Origin of the sequence: Mycobacterium sp. 852002-51152_SCH6134967 (genome assembly GCF_001667105.1) — a bacterium.
In the GTDB taxonomy this organism is placed as follows: domain Bacteria; phylum Actinomycetota; class Actinomycetes; order Mycobacteriales; family Mycobacteriaceae; genus Mycobacterium; species Mycobacterium neumannii_A.
The window spans coordinates 1-18128 of the sequence record NZ_LZIK01000028.1 but is presented as its reverse complement, the minus strand read 5'-3'; the positions used below and the strand labels follow the sequence as shown (position 1 = coordinate 18128).

Genomic DNA, 18128 nt, shown 5'->3' with positions numbered 1-18128 from the left:
CCAGGTATGTGATCGGGGCGCGGGTCAAGGCGGCCCAGGGGGACCAGCTCGCTGCTGCCGATCGTCTGGCGGCGGGAGCGCAGGCCGCAACGCCTCTGCGGCTGCCGCGTCTTACCGCCCGGATCAACAACGAGCGTATCCGGCTGAGCATCGAGCTGCCGTCGGCGGTCTGCGCGGGGCTGCGATCGCCACGCACCATTTCTGTCGATGACGGAATCGCCACGTTGACAGCCGAACTCGACGAGGACTCCGCGGTTCGCCTGTTGGCCGCAAGTGATTCCGAGGGCGAACGAGAGCAGGCGTGTTGCCGGGCCGCCGGGCTAGCCGCTGGAATCGACGGTGAGCGCCGACCACTCGCGGCGCTCCAAGCCCACCTGCTGCTCGTCGAAACCCTGGCGGCCGCCGGGCGCTCTGTTGATGCATCGGATGAACAGGCGCGGGTTAGCGCGAGATGTGCGGAAGTGGGGCTGCCGCGTCTGCTCATCGATGCCGGACTCACGTGACGTCGAACGGTCAGACAACCTCTGGGGCGCGGCGCTGCGCGATGACGGCCGAGCGTACAGCTGGTGGCTTCCGTCGCAACTCGGCGATGACGTGGGCTCCGGTAATGATCAGAGGGACCAGCACCGGGGAAAGGGTCAGGATCAGTATCAGCACGAGGGCGAGGTAGTTGCCCATGGTCTTGCTCGCAATTCTCCGCCAGGTGAGCGGGTCCTGTGTTGTTTGGTACCAACAGAATCGCCGACACCACCGGCGTGGGTCTTGTCATCGTCTGACAAGTTTTTGACATTTTCCGACACAAGATGATCGACGTAGCCGGCCTCAGGTTGCTCGAGTTCGCTTGCGCCGCCGATCATCGCGGATCAAGGCTTCGGCCACCGCTTCCGAAAACAGGTCGACGAGACTCACCGCGCGTCGAGGCCAACCCTGCTAACGTCCACCGCGCCGGGTCCAGTGCCCGCCCGCTCGGAGGGAGTTTCGCGATGGTTGTGACCGCATCAACCGCCCGCTCGTCACTACTGCGCACCGCCGGCATCGGGGTGGGTGCCATCGCAGCCGTTCTGCTGAGTGCGGGTGTCGCGTTGGCCCAGCCCCCACGGCCATCGAATTGCACCGCCGCCGACCTCGCCGGGATCGCATCCGGTGTCGCCGCGGCCACCTCGGCCTACCTCTTCAGCCACCCCGAGGTCAACGATTTCTTCACCGGATTGCGTGGCCGCCTGAACGAGGACGTCCCCGACGCGACTCGGGCCTACTTCGACGCCAACCCGCAGGCCCTCGCCGAGCTGAGAGGTATCCGCCAGCCCCTCGTCGACTTCCGAAATCGTTGCGGGCTCAGCGCACCCCCCGACTTCCCCGGAGGAGAATGATGTCCTTGACACCTGCGCGTTCGCCACTGCGGTCATGGTTCGCCGGCTTGGCCGCCGCGCTCGCGGTGGCGGCGCTGCCCGGCGCTATCGTGATCATCGCGCCTGCCGGCAGCGCCGGCGCCGACGTGTGCGCCAGTGCCGGGCGGCGGATCTCCGTCGGCGGGTGTGTCAACATCGCCGACGCCGTCGCACCGTATGTACCACCACCGGCCTACTACGCCCCGCTGCCCGATGACCCGCCTCCGCCGCCGCCGGTCAGCGGCTGCGTGGGCTATAACGGACGCTGGGTCAACGCCAGCGGCTGTAACTGACAGTCCCGCAAGGCTTTCAGCAGACCGCGCTCGCCTGCACGAGCCGCTGAGCTGGTTATTTGGGCCCGCCATGATCTACTTGGTCCAACGCCCGGGCGGCGCCGAGGCCGGACAAGCCGGCGCCGATCACAGCGTCGTCGGAAGCAGCCTCTTCGCTCTCTTTCAGGCTGTCGTGAACATCTTCCGCAGTTCGGATTTCTTGAACTTGCCGGTAGCCGTGCACGGAATCGCTGTCACGAATTCGAAGCGGTCAGGCAATTGCCACTTGGCGAAGTCCTCGGCGAGATGCTCGCGGAGCGCATCGGCCGAGACCTCAGCACCCTCACGCGGCAGCACGACCGCGAGTGGACGCTCACCCCAACGGTCATCGGGGATCGCGATCACCGCCGCCTGCGCGACTGCGGGATGCGACATCAGCTGGTTCTCCAGATCGACCGAGGAGATCCACTCGCCGCCCGACTTGACGAGGTCCTTTGACCGGTCGCAGATCCGGACGCACCCGTGCGGATCGATGCGTACGACGTCGCCGGTCTTGAACCAGCCGTCCTCGGTGAAGTTCTCGGCGCCTCGGCCACGGTGGTATCCAGCGGCCACCCAGGGGCCACGCACCTCGAGTTCACCCATGGCGGCGTCGTCCCAGGCGATGAGTTCGCCGTCGTCGTCACGGGCACGGATGTCCACGAACGGAAGCGCGACGCCTTGACGGGTGCGGAATCCGTACTGTTCATCGCGGTTGCCCGCGTCCAACTGCCGTGGCAGTCGGCAGACCGTGCCCAGCGGCGCGGTTTCGGTCATTCCCCACGCCTGCACCACGGTCAACCCGTGGCGGTCGTTATCCCCTCGGCATTGTTCCACCGCGGCGTGGATCAGTACCCACAGCGCTGTGCCGGCAAGTGTCCTCGACGGGTTGCGGTTCCGCACGGCAGCCGCGCCCGGAGTGCGCGTCGCGATCGGTGAGCCAGTGCCCGGTATAACAGGTTTTCGCTGCAGCCACCTGGAAACGCTCGAAGCGCAGCGGATCGCCGTGCTGGCCGGCCGGCTCGATGACGCGTCACCCGCTATATCAGCGTCACCCTGCACGCGATCGCTTCTGCGGATCTCAACCAGGCGCGCACTTCGTGAGATGCGAGCTGGGCCGGTCGGGGCCGACGACGAAACCACCCGCCGGCTCGGACGCCACGCTGCGCACCTATCTCGACGAGAACTGCAGCCGCGGACGAACAGCGAAGAGACTGCATGTGGACGAGAACACCGTCGCCTACCGCCTGCGTCAAGCGGCGGAACTGCTTGCGCGACCGTTGGAACGGCGCTCGCTGGAGTTGCGCGTCGCACTGGAGCTCGCTGATGTTGTCGAAAGGACCGACACAGCACCGTCGCGGGGAACCGACCGTCGGACCGCGGATGCCACTAGGTGGCACGGGTCGGATGAGGCCCAACTCGGCCAATCCTGACTGACCAGTGCCGCCAGCGTGGCACGCTCGTCGAATGAATCTGGCCGACCCGCGATTTCTCGACGAACGGCTCGCGCATTGGGCCGAAACCAAACCCGACGCCGAGGCGATGACCTTCCTCGACCGCAGCTGGACATGGTCGGAATGGAACGAGCGGGTTCGCCGCCTGGCGGGCGCACTACAGCAGCGCGGCGTCAAACGCGGCGACGTGGTGGCCTTCCTCGACAAGAACCACCCGGCCTGCGTCGAGTTGACCATCGCCGCAGCGTCACTGGGCGCCGCGACCGCGATCATCAACTTTCGGCTGGCCGCCGATGAGATCGACTACGTGCTCACCGACTCGGGAGCCAAGCTGTTGATCGTGGGCACGGAGTTGAAGCCGACGATCGAGAAGATCCGCGACAAGCTCACCCACGTCGAACACCTCATCGAGGTGACACCCGAGGGCGGTGACGGTGACGAGTACGAGGCGATGCTCACCGACGCGACACCGGTCAACCGCAGCGACGACGTACGACCCGACGACGTCGCGATCATCATGTACTCCTCAGGGACGACGGGGCGCCCGAAGGGTGTGCAGATCACCCAGGCCAACCTGATCGCGCACACCATCAACGCGCACAACGGCTGGGGCTTCGACGAAGGCGACAAGAGCATGGTGTCGATGCCGCTCTTCCACGTCGGAGGATCGTCTTACGTGCAGTTCGGCATTCACGACGGTGTGCCGACGGTCATGACACGCGAGGTCGACGGCGCCGCGCTGGCCGGCGCAATCCTCAAGGGCGCCAACCGAACCTTCCTGGTTCCCGCGGTGCTGGCCAAGGTGTTGGAGTCCGGCGAGGATGCGGTCAAGTTGTTCGGGGCACTGAAGACCTACGTGTACGGCGCGTCGCCGATGCCGTTGCCGCTGCTGCGCGCGGCGTTGCAGGCTTGGCCCGACACCGATTTCATCCAGGTGTACGGACTGACCGAGGTATGCGGGGTGATCAGCCAGCTGCTGCCCGACGACCACCGCTCCGGTCCCGAGGACCGGCTGGTCAGCGCGGGACGGGTGATCCCCGGCGCCGAGGTTCGCGTGGTCGACCCGGACACACTGAACGACGTACCGGCCGGTGAGCAGGGTGAATTGTGGTTCCGCACACCGCAACTGATGAAGGGCTATCACAACAAGCCCGAGGCAACGGCAGAAGCGATCACCGACGACGGCTGGTTCCGCACCGGAGACATCGGCCGCATCGACGAGGACGGTTACATCTTCGTCGAGGACCGTCTCAAGGACATGATCATCTCCGGCGGCGAGAACATCTACTCCATCGAGGTCGAGCGCGTCATCGCCGAACATCCCGCCGTGACCGACGTCGCGGTGATCGGCGTGCCCGATGAGAAGTGGGGCGAGGTGGTCAAGGCCGTTGTGTCGGTCGAGGATTCGGTAGCGCCGGAAGACCTCATCGCGTGGTGCCGGGAACGGCTCGCGGCCTACAAGTGCCCGAAGACGGTCGACATCACCGATGAGTTGCCGCGCAATCCGACGGGCAAGATCCTGAAGAAGGAACTGCGCAAACCCTACTGGGAGGGCCGCGACCGCGCGACCGTCTAGTCGTCGGGCCGCACCGGGATCGCGATCTCGTTTCGCCGACGGAACGGCAGCGTCCACGGCGGATCGTAGAACCAGGACTGCGCCGGCCCGACGGCCTCGATCCCCTTGGCGCGCAGCGTCGCCGAGAGCTCACGCGTGCGCTCGGCGACCGCGCGCGGACTGCGGTCACCGGTGAACCGCAGCACCGCGACCGTTTCGCCCGGCACCTCCACCAACCGCACCTTGTCGTCGTCCGGAGTGGGCAACGTGTCCATCGTCCACTTTGACGGCATGTAGAAGCGGATCGTCGAGTTCTCGCCGTCGTGGGCTTGTGCGACCGGCGCCGTCATCGCGATCTTCTCGCGGGCCTGCTGGCTGACCGGTGCGGTCATCGCGATCGTCTCGTCGCGGTGGTTGCCACCGAAGATGTAGCCGGCAAGGCGCCGGAAACCGATGTTTCTGGCGCGGTCCTCGTCGGCGCTCACGGTGGTCTCGGCGGCGATCCGGGGGCCGTACCGACGCACCTCCACCTGCTCGGAGAGCTTCGTGGTCAGGTAGTGCGGTTCTTCGGTGCCCACTCGGATCCCGACCATCGAGAACACCGACTCCGCGACCTGGCGGGGGATCTCCAGTAGCCGCATCAGCGTCGATTCAGGAACCAGATGTGCGACGACAGCACGGTCGCGAACGCACACCAAAGCGGATACAACGCCAGCGGCGCCGCCTGGGCGGCCCGCACCTGCACGGCGCGTCGGGTGAGGTCGGCGCTGCTGAGCGTCAGTGCGCCCGCCGCCACCGCCGACGTGGCGAGCTTGCCCTGGTTGAAAAACAGCCACGACCAGCTGCCGTTGAGCACCAGGTTGATCGCGAGAGCGGCGAGGTAGCGTCGACGTTCCTCGGTCTGACCACGGCGCTCGAGCTCGTCGAGCGTTGCCGACGAAATCACGGCGATGTCGGTGTACAGGATGGGCCATACGATCGGAAAGGCTTGTGCCGGTGGCTGATACGGTGGCTTGCGCAGCTTCGCGTACCAGAGGGACTGCGAGCCCTTACTGGCCAGGCCGCCGGCAACCGCCGTCGCCGTCACCGCCAGCGCCGAGGGGACCAGTGTCTTCAGTTGCACCATGTGCTCCTATGACGAATCACAATTAGTTAAGCAACTGAAAGGTAGCCGGATTCGCGAGCGTTAAACCTCTCGGTCCGCAACCGGCAGGATGGTGCGCATGCCACTACTCGACGACGTCCTCGACCGCATGCACGTGGTCGCGCTCCCGATGCGGGTGCGCTTTCGCGGCATCACGGTCCGCGAAGTGGCGCTGATCGAGGGCCCGGCAGGGTGGGGCGAGTTCGGTGCGTTCCTCGAATACGAGCCGCCGGAGGCGGCGCACTGGCTGGCGTCGGCGCTGGAGGCGGCCTATGAACCATCGCCGCAGGTGCGTCGCGACCGGATCCCGATCAACGCGACCGTGCCCGCCGTCGACGCCGCCCAGGTGCCCGAGGTGCTCGCGCGCTTCCCCGGTACGCGCACCGCGAAGGTCAAGGTCGCCGAGCCGGGGCAGACTTTGGCCGACGACACGGCGCGGGTCAACGCGGTGCGGGCGATCGTGCCGACGGTGCGGGTCGACGCCAACGGAGGCTGGAGCGTCGAGGAAGCGGTCGCTGCGGCGGCGGCGCTGACCGCCGACGGACCGCTGGAATACCTGGAACAGCCGTGCGCGACGGTGGCCGAACTGGCCGAGTTGCGTCGCCGCGTCGGCGTCCCGATCGCCGCCGACGAGAGCATCCGCAAGGCCACCGACCCCCTGCGGGTGCTGCGGGAGAAGGCAGCTGATGTCGCGGTGCTCAAGGTCGCACCGCTGGGCGGTGTGCGCGCACTGCTCGAGATCGCCGCGCAGATCGACATCCCCGTCGTCGTCTCCAGCGCACTGGACTCGGCGGTCGGCATCGGCCGCGGTCTGCTGGCCGCCGCGGCCTTGCCGGACCTGCGCCACGCCTGCGGGCTGGGCACCGGCGGGTTGTTCGCCGAGGACGTCGCCGAACCCGTTCCCCCGCACGACGGATACCTATCGATCGGTCCGGTGGTCCCCGATCCGGCGCGGCTTTCGGCGCTGGCCGCTCCTGCCGAGCGCCGCCGATGGTGGGTCGACAGGGTGCGTGCCTGCCATCCGTTGACACGTTGACACAAATCATTAGTCTTTGTGTCAACTCGCATCGGAGGCGACATGATCCAGACGGCCGAAGCTCACCATGTCCACCAGGCCGCCGGCGACGTGCGCCCGAAGGTCATGCGCGAGTTCCGCAAACACAGCGGCAGCGCGTTCGGCGGGTTTTTCGGCGCCGCCGCATTCGACGAGGTCGCGTTGGTGCCGGTGGCGGCGGCCGTCGACAAGACCGGTCGATTCGCGGCCAACTTCGCCGATCGAGGGGTGCGAAGTGGGTTCTCGGCGTTCCTCGCGATCTGGGGCGACCCGCACGACCGCGCCGCCGAGGGGGAGCGGCTCAAGCGGATGCACCGGGAAGTCCGCGGCCGCGGGGACGGGAGCTTCGCCGACGTGCGCTACAGCGCTCTCGACCCGCGGCTGTGGAACTGGATCGCCGTCAGCGGGATGTTCATGGTGCTGAACTCGTTCACCCCGTGCACCGGCATCACCATGACCTCGGCCGAGAAGGAGGCCGCATACGAGCAGTTGCTCGAGGCCTTCCGCTCTCTCGAGCTTCCTGGCAACAACGCCAAACTGCCCGCCAGTTACGGCGAAGCCGTGCGGTACTACGACGCCATGGTCGAAACCCAACTCGCCGACAACGAATTCCTCAGGCGCGTCACCGACGACCTGACCAAGCTCCCTCTGCCCACCTTGTTGATACCACCGGCGATGCGGCGCGCGTTGACCCCGCCGTGGCTGCTCGCGCGTCCGGTGGTCGGCCGGATCGTCAAGATCTGCTCGTTCGGGATCATGGACCCCGGAGTTCGTGAGCTGACGGGGTTCCGCTGGGAGGATCGCCACGATCGGGAATTCGAGGTGTACACCCGCGTGCTGCAGCTGGCGTGGCGGGTGCTGCCGGAGAAGCTGACGTTGATTCCCTTGGCGCGCAACCGCTTGGAGTACGAGAAGCTGGTCCGGTTTCACCGCTCGGTCGGCCTGGAGTCGTTCGCCGCGCCTGCGGCGTGCCCGGCCAGTCGGCAGGCCTAACCTAGAGCGATGCGACGGGTCCGCAACACCGACAGCCGCACCGAACAGGAGGCGGCGATCCTCAAGGCGGCCGCCGAGGAGGTGGCGCTCGTCGGCGTCGGCAGGGCCAGCATGGACGTTATCGCGCGCCAAGCAGGCGTCAGCCGCAGCACGTTGTATCGCCGCTTTCCGAGCCGCGACGTGTTGATCACCGAACTCGGAAGGCAGACATTTGATTTCGCGATGGCACGCCTGCAGACCGTCGGCATCGACTCCGGCGCGAAAGAGGCTGCCGTTGCAGCGTTCTGCGAGGGCCTGCGGCTGCTGACCGCCGAACCGGTCATGCGTCGGTTCCTGCGGCTCGACGGTGACCTGTCGGCCATGTCGGGCATGTACGACGAAGCCCAGGAGTTCCTCGAGAGCGCGTCCGCGGCCATGGCCCGGGCGCTGAGGGCCGCGGGCGCGACCATGCCCGACGACGACCTGTTAGCGGTCAGCGAGATGCACATCCGGCTGGCCGCATCGCTGGCCCAGGTGCGCACACCGGTGCTCGACGTCACCGACGATGACGCGGTCCGCACCTACGCGCTCAAGCACCTCGCCCCGCTGGTGTGGTGATCCACCGGCCGTTGATGTCCTGATCTGTGGGGTGCATGGCCTAGACGCCATCGACCCGGTAGCCAACACTGGGTTCATGCGATCGGTGGTGATCCTCGGGTTTGCCGGTGTACAGGCTCTCGACCTGGTCGGTCCCTTCGAGGTGTTCACGGGAGCGTCCCGATATCTGCAGGGCAAGGGTCGCGAGGGATACGACGCCAAGGTGGTGACCCTCGACGGCGAACCCGCGACCACCGGCACGGGTCTCGCGCTTGTCGCCCAACCGCTGCCGGACCCGCGCGAACCGATCGACACGCTCGTCCTTCCCGGCGGCATCGGGGTTCACGACGCCAAGACCAACCTCGACCTGGTCAACTGGATCCAGACCGTCGCGCAGAATTCCCGACGGGTCGTCACCGTGTGCACCGGCGCGTTCCTCGCCGCCGAGGCCGGTCTGCTCGACGGCTGCACCGCCACCACGCACTGGGCCTTCACTGAACAGTTGGCGCGCGAATTCCCGACGGTGACAGTCGATCCCGAGCCGATCTTCGTGCGCAGCAACGAGCGGATATGGACCGCCGCCGGTGTCACCGCAGGCATCGACCTCGCGCTGTCGCTCGTCGAGGACGACCACGGCACCGATGCCGCGCAGACGGTCGCGCGCTGGCTCGTCATGTACCTGCGCAGGCCGGGCGGGCAGACGCAGTTCGCCGCGCCGGTGTGGATGCCACGCGCCAAGAAGGCGCCCATCCGCGAGGTGCAGGAAGCCATCGAGACCGAACCCGGTGGCGTGCACAGCATCACGGAATTGGCTCGCCGCGCGGCGATGAGCCCGCGCCACTTCACCCGGTTGTTCACCGAGGAGGTGGGGGAGGCGCCCGGAGCCTACGTCGAGCGGATCCGCACCGAAGCCGCGCGCCGCCAGCTCGAGGAGACCGACGACACCGTCACCGTCATCGCCGCGCGTTGCGGGTTCGGCAGCGCCGAGTCGCTACGGCGCAACTTTGTTCGCCGCCTTGGTATTTCACCCGACCAGTATCGCAAGACCTTCGCCTGAGACAGGAGACCACACATGACCCAGATCGCGATCATGGTGTACCCCGGTTACACCGCGCTCGACTTCGTCGGACCCTACGAGGTGCTGCGCAACCTGCCCGGCGCCGAGGTGCGGTTCGTCTGGCATGAACCAGGACCGATCGAGGCCGACTCGGGCGTGCTGCTGATCGGCGCCACCCATTCATTCGACGAGACGCCGTCGCCCGACATCATCCTGATCCCCGGCGGGGTGTCGAGCTTCGAGCACGCCCGCGACAACAAGGTGCTCGACTGGGTGCGCACGGCACACGAGACGTCGACCTGGACGGCATCGGTCTGCTCGGGTTCGGTCGTCCTCGCCGCGGCGGGTCTGCTCGACGGCCGCCGCGCGACGTCGCACTGGCTGGCGCTACCGATGCTCAAGCCGTTCGGCGTCGACACCGTCTCCGACGAGCGCGTGGTGCACGAGGGCAAGATCGTCACCGCCGCGGGGGTGTCGGCCGGGATCGACCTCGGCCTGTGGCTCTACGGGCAGATCGCCGGTGACGCGAAGGCCAAGGCGGTGCAGCTCGTCATCGAATACGACCCGCAGCCGCCCTACGACTCCGGCCACGTGTCGAAGGCGTCGGCCGCCACCAAGGCGACGGCATCGGCCCTGCTGAGCCGCGACGTCGTCAAACAGGGACAGCTCGCCCCGACGATGGCGCTGCTGTGGAACGCCGCTGTGCAACGGGTCCGTGGGAAGGCGGTCGCCGCGCGCTAGCGATCGTGAGCGTTCGCGCCTGAGATACCGTCGCGGGGGTGGGCATTCCTGAAGTGCGACCCGATCCGCCGACGCCGTTCATCCGTGCGGGCGCCCGTTTGATGGGACTGGGGCCGTCACGGTGGTTTCTGCGCCGCATCGGATGGCGGCTGGACCGCGCGGTGATCAACCTGACCAACGGCCGCGTGTCGATGTCGCTGGTGATGCCGGAGGTGCTGCTGACGCACACCGGCGCCAAGACCGGGCGGCAACGCAGTACGCCGCTGACCTACTTCACCGACGCCGGCCGTGTGATCGTCATCGCCTCCAACTACGGCGGCGACCGGCATCCGGCGTGGTTTCACAACGTCAAGGCCAATCCGCGGGTCACGCTGTCCGCACGCGGCTACCGGGGCACCTTCATCGGCGAGGAGGTCACCGGCGCCGTACGGGACCGCCTGTTCGACCTGGCCAAACAGTTCGTGCCGAACTACGCCGACTACGAGAAGCGCGCCGGAAAGCGGCGCATCCCGGTCGTCGCGTTCACCGAAGCGGCGTAGCCCGTCGCCGCCCTCAGCGGCCGTCGGCCTGTGACCGCTCGGTCAGCTCCTGGTAGGCAGCGGTGAAGGCGCCCGCGCCTTGCATCAGCGCCGCGATGTCCGCCTCGGCCATGTGCCGGATCACCGGGCGGAACGCCTCGACGCGCAGCCCTATCAGCTCGTCGAGCACCGCGCGTCCCGCGTCGGTCAACTCGAGCAGCGTGGCGCGGCGGTTGGTGGGAGCGACCCGACGGGTGATGTAACCGGCATCGGCGAGGCGGTCGCTGAGCCTGCTCGCGGTGGACGGCAGGAGTCCCAGGTCGTCACCCAACCCGGTGACCAGGCTCGGGCCCAGCCGCTCCAAGGCCTGCAGCGCGCGCAGCGGCGCGAGCCCGATGCGTTGCTCCATCTGCTCGAGCGCGGATACGTTCAGCGCGAGTAGCCCGCGGGTCGCGCGCTCGAGTTCCGACAGTTTGGCCTCGACGGCCCGGTTGGTCGACGGCACCGCTTCCTCCCGTCCCGCAACGGTATTCGACCCTGTGCCGACGTGTGTCATCGTCGCGGCTTCATATCGGGCAGCTTGTATTCTGGCAGGACGATGTCGTCGCGCAGGATCCGGCCCATCACCAGGTTCCCGACCGGCGGAATGTCGAAGGTGCGTACCGCCAGGTTGCGCAACCAGATACCGAGCTTGGTCCGCGTCGCGAAGAAAGAGATGAACCGTTGCGCGCCGTCCTGTTTGGCGCCGATGAAGCCGCGCAACCGGTTCTCGTACGCCTCGAACGCGGCCCCGATGTCGTCGCCCGCCCGGGTCAGCTCACCGGCGAGGACGTAAGCCTCGGCGATGGCCAACCCGGTGCCCTCGCCCGCCAACAGCGAGACACACGCCGCCGCGTCGCCGATCAGCCCGACGCGGCCGGTCGACCATTTGTCCATGCGGATCTGGCTGACCACGTCGAGATAGATGTCGCCGACGCCGTCGAGGGCCTCGAGAATCCGCGCAGACTCCCAACCGGCGTCGGCGAACTCCCTGCGCAGCAACGCTTTACAGGAATCGAGGTCTGTGGGCAGGGTGGGTGTCGGCGAGCGGAAAATGAACAGCACCAGGGTGCGGTCACCGCGCAGTGTGAACCTGCCGATCTGACGGTCGGGCACGTTGTGCGTCACGTACACCAGATCGTCGCACGGTCGGTAACCGTCGAGCACGCACGCCGCGACCTGGCAGCCGAGATAGTGCTCGTAACGCGCATCCGGTCCGAGGGCCAGCGCCCGGACGTTGGAGTGCAACCCGTCCGCGCCGATCACCATATCGAATTGCCGTGGTGGGCGGTGTTCGAACGCGACCGTAACGCCGTCGGCCCAGTTGTCGAGTGCGGTGATGCTCTCGGAGTAGACGGTCTCGATGTCGTGCTCGACGGTCCGATAGATCGCAGCCGCCAGGTCGCCGCGGGGCAGGCTGATGTAGCGGTCGCGCAACGCACGGCGCAGGGGATCGACCCGAAGCCGGGCCGACGCCCGGCCGTTGTCGTCGACGATGCGCAGTTCGCGTACGCGATAGCCGGCCGCATGGAGGTCGTCCTCGATACCCATCTTCTGGGTGATGGCGTAGCCGAGGCCCCAGAAGTCGATCAGATAGCCGCCGGTGCGAAAGGTCGGCGCCTTCTCGATCAGGGTGACGTCGTGGCCGGCGCGCACCATCCAGTGGGCGAATGCGGGTCCGGCGACACCGGCGCCGCTGATTGCGATCTTCATTTCGTCTTCCTCCTCGAAGTCATCGAGGGTGCAGGTATTCATGCTATGCGCATGTCATGCGAGACGCACGATCTGCCGAAGACCCGGACCGCGCCTAGGCTCGCGGAATTGAGTAGCGTCGTGCGGGTGAATTTGGCCTTCGACGATCGCGGTAGCGGCCCATCGGTACTGTTCATCGCCGGTCACGGCGGTGCGGGCCGAACCTGGCACCTGCATCAGGTGCCCGAATTCCAGCGCGCCGGTTACCGCTGCATCACATTCGACAACCGCGGGGTGGGCGCCACAGAGAACGCCACCGGCTTCACCACCGAGACGATGGTGGCCGACACGGCGGCGCTGATCGAGAAGCTCGACGCTGCGCCGGTGCGCATCGTGTCGGTGTCGATGGGCTCATACATCGCCCAGGAACTGATGGTGGCCCGGCCCGACCTGGTCGACCGGGCGGTGCTGATGGCCACCCGCGGCCGCGAGGACCGCACCCGCGAATTCTTCCGCAGCGCCGAGCGCGAGTTAATCGACTCTGGAATTGAGCTGCCCCCCATGTACGACGCGAAAATCCGCCTGCTGGAGAATTTCTCGCCCAAGACGCTCAACGACGACGCCAAGGTCCGCGACTGGATCGACATGTTCGTCATGTGGCCCACCAAGCCCACACCCGGCGGGCGCGCGCAGATCGAGGTTCGGCCGCAGGGCAACCGGCTGCCTGCTTACCGAAGTATTACGGCGCCCACACTGGTCATCGGGTTCGCCGACGACCTGGTGTTGCCCCCGCACCTGAGCCGGGAGGTCGCCGACGCGATCCCGAAGGGCCGCTACCTGGAGATTCCCGACGCCGGCCACCTCGGCTTCCTCGAGCATCCGGAGGCGATCAACAAGGCGGCGCTCGATTTCTTCGCCGATAAGCTGTAGTGGTGAACCCCTCGACCGCGCAGGCCCGCGTGGTCGTCGACGAACTGATTCGCGGCGGCGTACGGGACGTCGTGTTGTGCCCCGGATCGCGCAACGCCCCGCTGGCCTTCGCGTTACAGGACGCCGACCGCGCAGGACGGCTTCGGCTGCACGTCCGCATCGACGAGCGCACGGCGGGCTTTCTGGCCATCGGGTTGGCGATCGCCGAGCGCGCCCCGGTCTGCATCGCGATGACGTCGGGGACCGCGGTGGCCAACCTCGGACCCGCGGTGGTGGAGGCCAACTACGCGCGGGTGCCGCTGGTCGTGCTGAGCGCGAACCGCCCCTACGAACTACTGGGCACCGGCGCGAACCAGACCTTCGAGCAGCTGGGTTATTTCGGCACGCAGGTTCGGGCGTCGATCAGCCTGGGTCTGGCCGAGGAATCCCCGGAACACCTCGACGTGCTCAACGCGCAATGGCGTTCGGCGGTGTGTCGAATCCTGGTGGCGGCCAAGGGCTCTCGGTCCGCCAACGCGGGCCCCGTGCAATTCGACATCCCGCTGCGGGAGCCGCTCGTGCCCGATGCTGACGAGACGGTGACCTACGTGCCGCAGGGCAGGCCCAGCGGCAAGTCGTGGACGTACACGCCGCCGGTGTCCTTCGACCAGCCGCTCGACATCGACCTGACGCCCGACACCGTCGTGATCGCCGGGCACGGCGCGGCCGAGCATCCGAACCTGGCCGCGCTGCCGACCGTCGCCGAACCGACCGCGCCACCCGCCGACAACCCGCTGCACCCCTTCGCGCTGCGGCTGATGCGGCCCAAGCAGGTCATCATGCTCGGCCGCCCAACACTGCACAGGCCGGTCTCGGCACTGCTGGCCGACCCGTCGGTACCGGTCTACGCGCTGACCACGGGTCCGCGCTGGCCCGACGTGTCGGGTAACTCGCAGGCCACCGGCACGCGCGCGGTCACCACAGGCGCACCGGACCCGGCCTGGCTCGCCAGGTGCGCCGAGGTGCACCGGCACGCGATGGAGGCGGTCCACAGCCAGTTGCGTGCGCACCCGCTCAAGACCGGCCTGCACGTGGCCGCAGCGGTGGCCGACGCCGTCCGGTCCGGTGACCAGCTGGTGCTCGGCGCGTCGAACCCGGTGCGTGATGCCGCGTTGGTCGGCCTGGACACACACGGGGTCGAAGTGCGCTCGAACCGCGGTGTCGCGGGTATCGACGGGACGGTGTCGACGGCCATCGGGGCCGCGCTCGCCCACGAGCGGGCGAGTGGCGGGAGCGGATCGAACCGCACGATCGCGCTGCTCGGCGATCTGACGTTCGTCCACGACAGCTCGGGGTTGTTGATCGGGCCGACGGAGCCGACGCCGCGCAACCTGACCATCGTGGTGTCCAACGACAACGGCGGCGGCATCTTCGAACTGCTCGAACAGGGTGACCCGCGGTTCTCCGACGTGTCGTCGCGGATCTTCGGCACCCCGCACGACGTCGACGTGGGCGCCCTGTGCCGGGCGTACCACGTCGAGAGCCGGCAACTCGAGGCCGACGATCTGGCCGAGGCGCTCGACGAACCCCACGACGGGATGCGGGTGCTGGAGGTGAAGGCCGACCGGTCGTCGCTGCGGGCGCTGCACGCGTCGATCAAGGCTGCCCTGTGAGCGGAGCGAGCGATTCGGCTTCTGTGAGCGGAGCGAACGATTCAGCTTCTGTGAGCGGAACCGGGCTGAGGCGGACCGCCGTGGACCGCTTGCGGAAACCGATCCGGTGGGCGCGGAGGTTCCTACCCCGGCTGACCGCCGACCCGGACGAGTCGCGCCGTCAGCGGGTGTTCCGCCGGATCCGCGTCGGCATCGTGATCGCGGCATGCCTGGTGACCCTGCAGTCGGTGCTGATGGTGTTGGGCGCGTGGCGCAATGACCGCCAGATCGAGCGGCACATGGGCGTCGCCGCCGCCGAGGTGCTCGACGCCGGCCCGCGCCGGTCGACGATCGAGTTCGTCACCCCCGACCGCGTCACCTACCGTCCCGAACTCGGTGTGCTCTACCCGTCAGAGCTCGAGACGGGGATGAACATCTACGTCGAATACGACACGAACAACCCGGATCTCGTTCGCGTGCAGCACCGAAATGCGGCGTTGGCGATCATCCCGGCGAGTTCGATCGCGGTCGTCGGCTGGCTGATCGCCAGTGCCGCATTGGCCGGTGTGACGCTGATCGAGCGCAGAACCTCGCCGCGTCCGACTTCGGATCGGGAAGCCGAGCTGTCGCGCACCAGCTGACGGTCAGGACTGGATCAGTTTGTCGAGCCAGTCGTTGTCGTAGATGTCGACCTTTTCGCCGGCGACGAGGTCGTAGACGGTCGGCGTCCCGGTGGCCAAGGGATCGACGTCGAACAGGAAGCCGAAGTTGCTCTCGTCCATCTCGACGATGTTCACCGCGGATCCGCCACTGGCGACCCGCTTCACGGCCTTGTCGGGCATGCCGGCCGCGCTCGCCATGTCGGCCATTTCGTCGTCGCTCGGGCCCTGCCCACCCGGATCCTGGTTGGCCCACAGATCTTCGACGAACCGCTGGAATTGGGTGCCGGTCGCGCCGCTACCGGTGGCGAGGAACAGCGCATTGCTCACCCGCGACGAGTGGCCGTCGGTCGCCTCGTCGAGGAAGATCAGCGGCCGGTACGTGACGTTGAGTTGGCCGACGCCGATGTAGTAGGCGAGCTGATTTCCGAAATCGGCTTGTAGGTCCGCGCAATGGGTGCATTGCGGCTCGGTGAAGATCTCGATCTTGACCGGTGCTTCGTCGAATCCGGCCACCACTCCGAAACCGTCTTCACTGACCTTCAGCGGGGCCTGGGCGGGATCGCGCTTGGCGGTGCCTGCGACATGGTTGGTGCAGCCGACGGCGGCGAGCAGGGTGAGCGCCAAGACCGCCAATGCCCGCGAGAACCGCATGTCAACCGCCCTTTCTCTGGACGCACGATACTCGACGCGAAGGCGCCGCAGCACCCGTTGGCGCACCAGCTTTTCGCGTACCATATTCCTGGCCGCAACCTTCACGACAGGCTCCGCTGAGACGATTCGTTCGTGCGCGTGGCAATCGTCGCAGAATCGTTCCTCCCGAATGTCAACGGCGTCACCAACTCGGTCCTGCGGGTGATCGAGCATCTGCGCCGCACCGGACACGAAGCCCTCGTCATCGCTCCCGACACACTGCGCGGCGAACCGCCCGCCGAACGCGTGCACGACGGAGTCCGTGTCCACCGAGCACCCTCGCGGATGTTTCCGAAGGTCACCTCGCTGCCCCTCGGCGTACCCAGACCCCGGATCGTCGGTGTGCTAAGGGGATTCGACCCCGACATTGTGCACCTGGCGTCGCCAGCATTGCTCGGGTACGGCGGCCTGCACGCCGCGCGCCATCTCGGTATCCCGACCGTGGCCGTATTCCAGACCGACGTCGCCGGATTCGCCGAGAGTTACGGCGTCGGCTTCACCTCCCGCGCTGCGTGGGCGTGGACACGGCATCTGCACAGCCGGGCCGACCGGACCCTCGCGCCGTCCACCGCCGCAATGGAAGACCTGACATCGCATGGCATTCCGCGTGTGCACAGGTGGGCACGGGGCGTCGACATCACAAGGTTCGTGCCGTCGGCGCGCGACGACGCGCTGCGGCGCAGGTGGTCGCCCGACGGTAAGCCCATCGTCGGGTTCGTCGGTCGCCTTGCGCCGGAAAAACACGTCGAACGGCTCGCTGTGCTCGCACACCGGGACGACCTGCAGTTGGTCATCGTCGGCGACGGTGTCGACCGCACCAAGCTTCAAAGCCTTCTTCCCTCAGCGGTTTTCACCGGTGCACTGTACGGCGGGGAACTGGCCGCCGCATACGCCAGCATGGATGTGTTCGTGCATCCCGGCGAGCACGAGACCTTCTGCCAGGCCGTGCAGGAAGCGATGGCGTCGGGCATTCCGGTCATCGCCCCGGACGCCGGCGGTCCGCGAGATCTCGTCGCCCCCTACCGCACCGGATTGCTGCTGGCGGTCGACGAGTTCGAGGCCCGCCTGCCCGATTCTGTGGAGCATCTTTTCGCGGACCGGCACCGGTATTCAATCGCTGCGCGCCGCAGCGTGCTGACCCGCACCTGGCCGGCGATCTGCGATGAACTCCTCGGCCACTACGAAGACGTGATCGCCGAATCCCGCCCTTTCCATACCCGCGACCGTGCGCGTCTGCACCCGACACGCCGCGGAAATTCGACACTTCGCGCACGGTCGCGGCCCAGCGAGAGTGCGTGACCGTCGAACCTCGGTATGTGTCCAATCGCGAGACCGACGTGCTGGCACATTTTGTCGGTGATCGAATGTATGTTCGAAGTATGTCGGGTGACGACCTGCAGGCCGCGGTGACCGCGTTGCGTGCCGCCTTCGAGGAGGCGGCCGCCTGTGACGTCGACTTGCTGACCCGCCAGAATCTCGTCACGGCTCTTGATGAGCTCGAAGCTCTCGGGTGTCAACTCCCGGCGATGCGCCACCGCTTGCTCGCCCGCCTGCAGGTCGAGGGGACGCCGCAACAGATGGGTGCGAAATCGTGGAAAGAGGTGTTGACGGTCCGCTGGCGGATCTCGACCACCGAGGCCAACCGGCGCCTGACCGAAGCTGCCCTGCTGGCGCCGCGTCAGGCGTTGACCGG

22 protein-coding genes and 1 pseudogene are annotated in these 18128 nt (G+C 67.4%); 16 read left to right on the top strand and 7 right to left on the bottom strand.

Features of this window, described 5'->3' with window-relative positions; translation table 11 throughout:
• Positions 1-503, top strand: a pseudogene (locus A5790_RS25970) (serine/threonine-protein kinase PknK); the annotation flags it as partial.
• Positions 504-513: 10 nt separating this feature from the next.
• On the opposite strand, the gene A5790_RS25750 reads toward A5790_RS25970, so the two are convergent.
• Positions 514-678 carry a hypothetical protein gene (locus A5790_RS25750; RefSeq protein ID WP_156656352.1) on the bottom strand — a complete coding sequence of 55 codons (165 nt, stop codon included), beginning with the start codon at positions 676-678 and terminating at the stop codon, positions 514-516.
• Positions 679-983: 305 nt separating this feature from the next.
• Between A5790_RS25750 and A5790_RS10150 the strand changes: the two genes are divergently transcribed.
• Both A5790_RS10150 and A5790_RS10145 read left to right on the top strand, forming a co-directional pair.
• Complete coding sequence (locus A5790_RS10150; protein ID WP_066843193.1) at positions 984-1370, top strand: heme-binding protein; 387 nt, start codon at positions 984-986, stop codon at positions 1368-1370.
• Positions 1370-1681: a hypothetical protein gene (locus A5790_RS10145; RefSeq protein ID WP_066843210.1), complete on the top strand. Its 312-nt coding sequence runs from the start codon at positions 1370-1372 to the stop codon at positions 1679-1681. Before A5790_RS10150 ends, A5790_RS10145 begins: the two co-directional genes overlap by 1 nt.
• 162 nt (positions 1682-1843) lie before the next feature.
• Here the strand turns inward: A5790_RS10145 and A5790_RS10140 are convergent, their stop codons facing one another.
• Positions 1844-2536 (bottom strand): AMP-binding protein, encoded by a 693-nt coding sequence (locus A5790_RS10140; protein ID WP_255361531.1) that lies wholly within the window; start codon positions 2534-2536, stop codon positions 1844-1846.
• Between the two features lie 188 nt (positions 2537-2724).
• Between A5790_RS10140 and A5790_RS26495 the strand changes: the two genes are divergently transcribed.
• Entirely contained in the window at positions 2725-3132 is a 408-nt protein-coding gene (locus A5790_RS26495) for a helix-turn-helix domain-containing protein (RefSeq protein WP_082961659.1), read from the top strand.
• 34 nt (positions 3133-3166) lie between these two features.
• Positions 3167-4729, top strand: a complete 1563-nt coding sequence (locus A5790_RS10130) for a long-chain-fatty-acid--CoA ligase (protein WP_066843189.1) — start codon at positions 3167-3169, stop codon at positions 4727-4729.
• On the opposite strand, the gene A5790_RS10125 is transcribed toward A5790_RS10130, so the two are convergent.
• Positions 4726-5349, bottom strand: coding sequence for a heme-binding protein (locus A5790_RS10125; RefSeq protein WP_066843187.1), 624 nt, complete (start codon positions 5347-5349; stop codon positions 4726-4728). The two genes, A5790_RS10130 and A5790_RS10125, sit on opposite strands and share 4 nt — an antisense overlap.
• On the bottom strand, positions 5349-5831 hold the full coding sequence (locus tag A5790_RS10120; RefSeq protein ID WP_066843208.1) for a TspO/MBR family protein: 483 nt from the start codon (positions 5829-5831) through the stop codon (positions 5349-5351). Before A5790_RS10120 ends, A5790_RS10125 begins: the two co-directional genes overlap by 1 nt.
• 91 nt (positions 5832-5922) lie before the next feature.
• On the opposite strand from A5790_RS10120, the gene A5790_RS10115 reads away from it, so the two are divergent.
• From A5790_RS10115 to A5790_RS10090, 6 genes are all read left to right on the top strand, one after another.
• A complete protein-coding gene (locus tag A5790_RS10115; protein WP_066843185.1) occupies positions 5923-6888 on the top strand; it encodes an o-succinylbenzoate synthase in 966 nt (321 codons plus the stop codon).
• A gap of 42 nt (positions 6889-6930) precedes the next feature.
• Positions 6931-7899, top strand: coding sequence for an oxygenase MpaB family protein (locus tag A5790_RS10110; protein WP_066843205.1), 969 nt, complete (start codon positions 6931-6933; stop codon positions 7897-7899).
• 9 nt (positions 7900-7908) lie between these two features.
• On the top strand, positions 7909-8496 hold the full coding sequence (locus A5790_RS10105; RefSeq protein WP_066843183.1) for a TetR/AcrR family transcriptional regulator: 588 nt from the start codon (positions 7909-7911) through the stop codon (positions 8494-8496).
• 76 nt (positions 8497-8572) lie between these two features.
• Entirely contained in the window at positions 8573-9532 is a 960-nt protein-coding gene (locus tag A5790_RS10100) for a GlxA family transcriptional regulator (RefSeq protein WP_066843181.1), read from the top strand.
• A gap of 15 nt (positions 9533-9547) precedes the next feature.
• Positions 9548-10273: a DJ-1/PfpI family protein gene (locus tag A5790_RS10095; protein WP_066843179.1), complete on the top strand. Its 726-nt coding sequence runs from the start codon at positions 9548-9550 to the stop codon at positions 10271-10273.
• Between the two features lie 38 nt (positions 10274-10311).
• Positions 10312-10812 (top strand): nitroreductase family deazaflavin-dependent oxidoreductase, encoded by a 501-nt coding sequence (locus tag A5790_RS10090; protein ID WP_066843173.1) that lies wholly within the window; start codon positions 10312-10314, stop codon positions 10810-10812.
• A 13-nt stretch (positions 10813-10825) separates the two neighbouring features.
• On the opposite strand, the gene A5790_RS10085 is transcribed toward A5790_RS10090, so the two are convergent.
• Together A5790_RS10085 and A5790_RS10080 are read right to left on the bottom strand one after the other, a co-directional pair.
• Entirely contained in the window at positions 10826-11296 is a 471-nt protein-coding gene (locus A5790_RS10085; protein WP_066843171.1) for a MarR family winged helix-turn-helix transcriptional regulator, read from the bottom strand.
• Positions 11297-11343: 47 nt separating this feature from the next.
• Positions 11344-12543 (bottom strand): FAD-binding domain, encoded by a 1200-nt coding sequence (locus A5790_RS10080; protein WP_066843203.1) that lies wholly within the window; start codon positions 12541-12543, stop codon positions 11344-11346.
• Positions 12544-12669: 126 nt separating this feature from the next.
• Between A5790_RS10080 and A5790_RS10075 the strand changes: the two genes are divergently transcribed.
• The 3 genes from A5790_RS10075 to A5790_RS10065 all read left to right on the top strand — a co-directional run bounded on the left by A5790_RS10075 (position 12670) and on the right by A5790_RS10065 (position 15724).
• Positions 12670-13452, top strand: a complete 783-nt coding sequence (locus tag A5790_RS10075) for an alpha/beta fold hydrolase (protein WP_066843201.1) — start codon at positions 12670-12672, stop codon at positions 13450-13452.
• A gap of 2 nt (positions 13453-13454) precedes the next feature.
• Positions 13455-15104: a 2-succinyl-5-enolpyruvyl-6-hydroxy-3-cyclohexene-1-carboxylic-acid synthase gene (menD, locus tag A5790_RS10070; protein WP_066843199.1), complete on the top strand. Its 1650-nt coding sequence runs from the start codon at positions 13455-13457 to the stop codon at positions 15102-15104.
• A gap of 80 nt (positions 15105-15184) precedes the next feature.
• Positions 15185-15724: a DUF3592 domain-containing protein gene (locus tag A5790_RS10065; RefSeq protein WP_156656351.1), complete on the top strand. Its 540-nt coding sequence runs from the start codon at positions 15185-15187 to the stop codon at positions 15722-15724.
• Between the two features lie 3 nt (positions 15725-15727).
• Here the strand turns inward: A5790_RS10065 and A5790_RS10060 are convergent, their stop codons facing one another.
• Positions 15728-16396: a thioredoxin domain-containing protein gene (locus tag A5790_RS10060; RefSeq protein ID WP_066843169.1), complete on the bottom strand. Its 669-nt coding sequence runs from the start codon at positions 16394-16396 to the stop codon at positions 15728-15730.
• Positions 16397-16528: 132 nt separating this feature from the next.
• Here A5790_RS10060 and A5790_RS10055 point away from each other — a divergent pair, with 132 nt between their 5' ends.
• Together A5790_RS10055 and A5790_RS10050 are read left to right on the top strand one after the other, a co-directional pair.
• Positions 16529-17734 carry a glycosyltransferase family 1 protein gene (locus A5790_RS10055; protein ID WP_082961657.1) on the top strand — a complete coding sequence of 402 codons (1206 nt, stop codon included), beginning with the start codon at positions 16529-16531 and terminating at the stop codon, positions 17732-17734.
• 65 nt (positions 17735-17799) lie between these two features.
• Positions 17800-18128 (top strand): DUF222 domain-containing protein (locus A5790_RS10050; protein ID WP_156656353.1); only part of this gene is annotated, 329 nt, incomplete at its 3' end.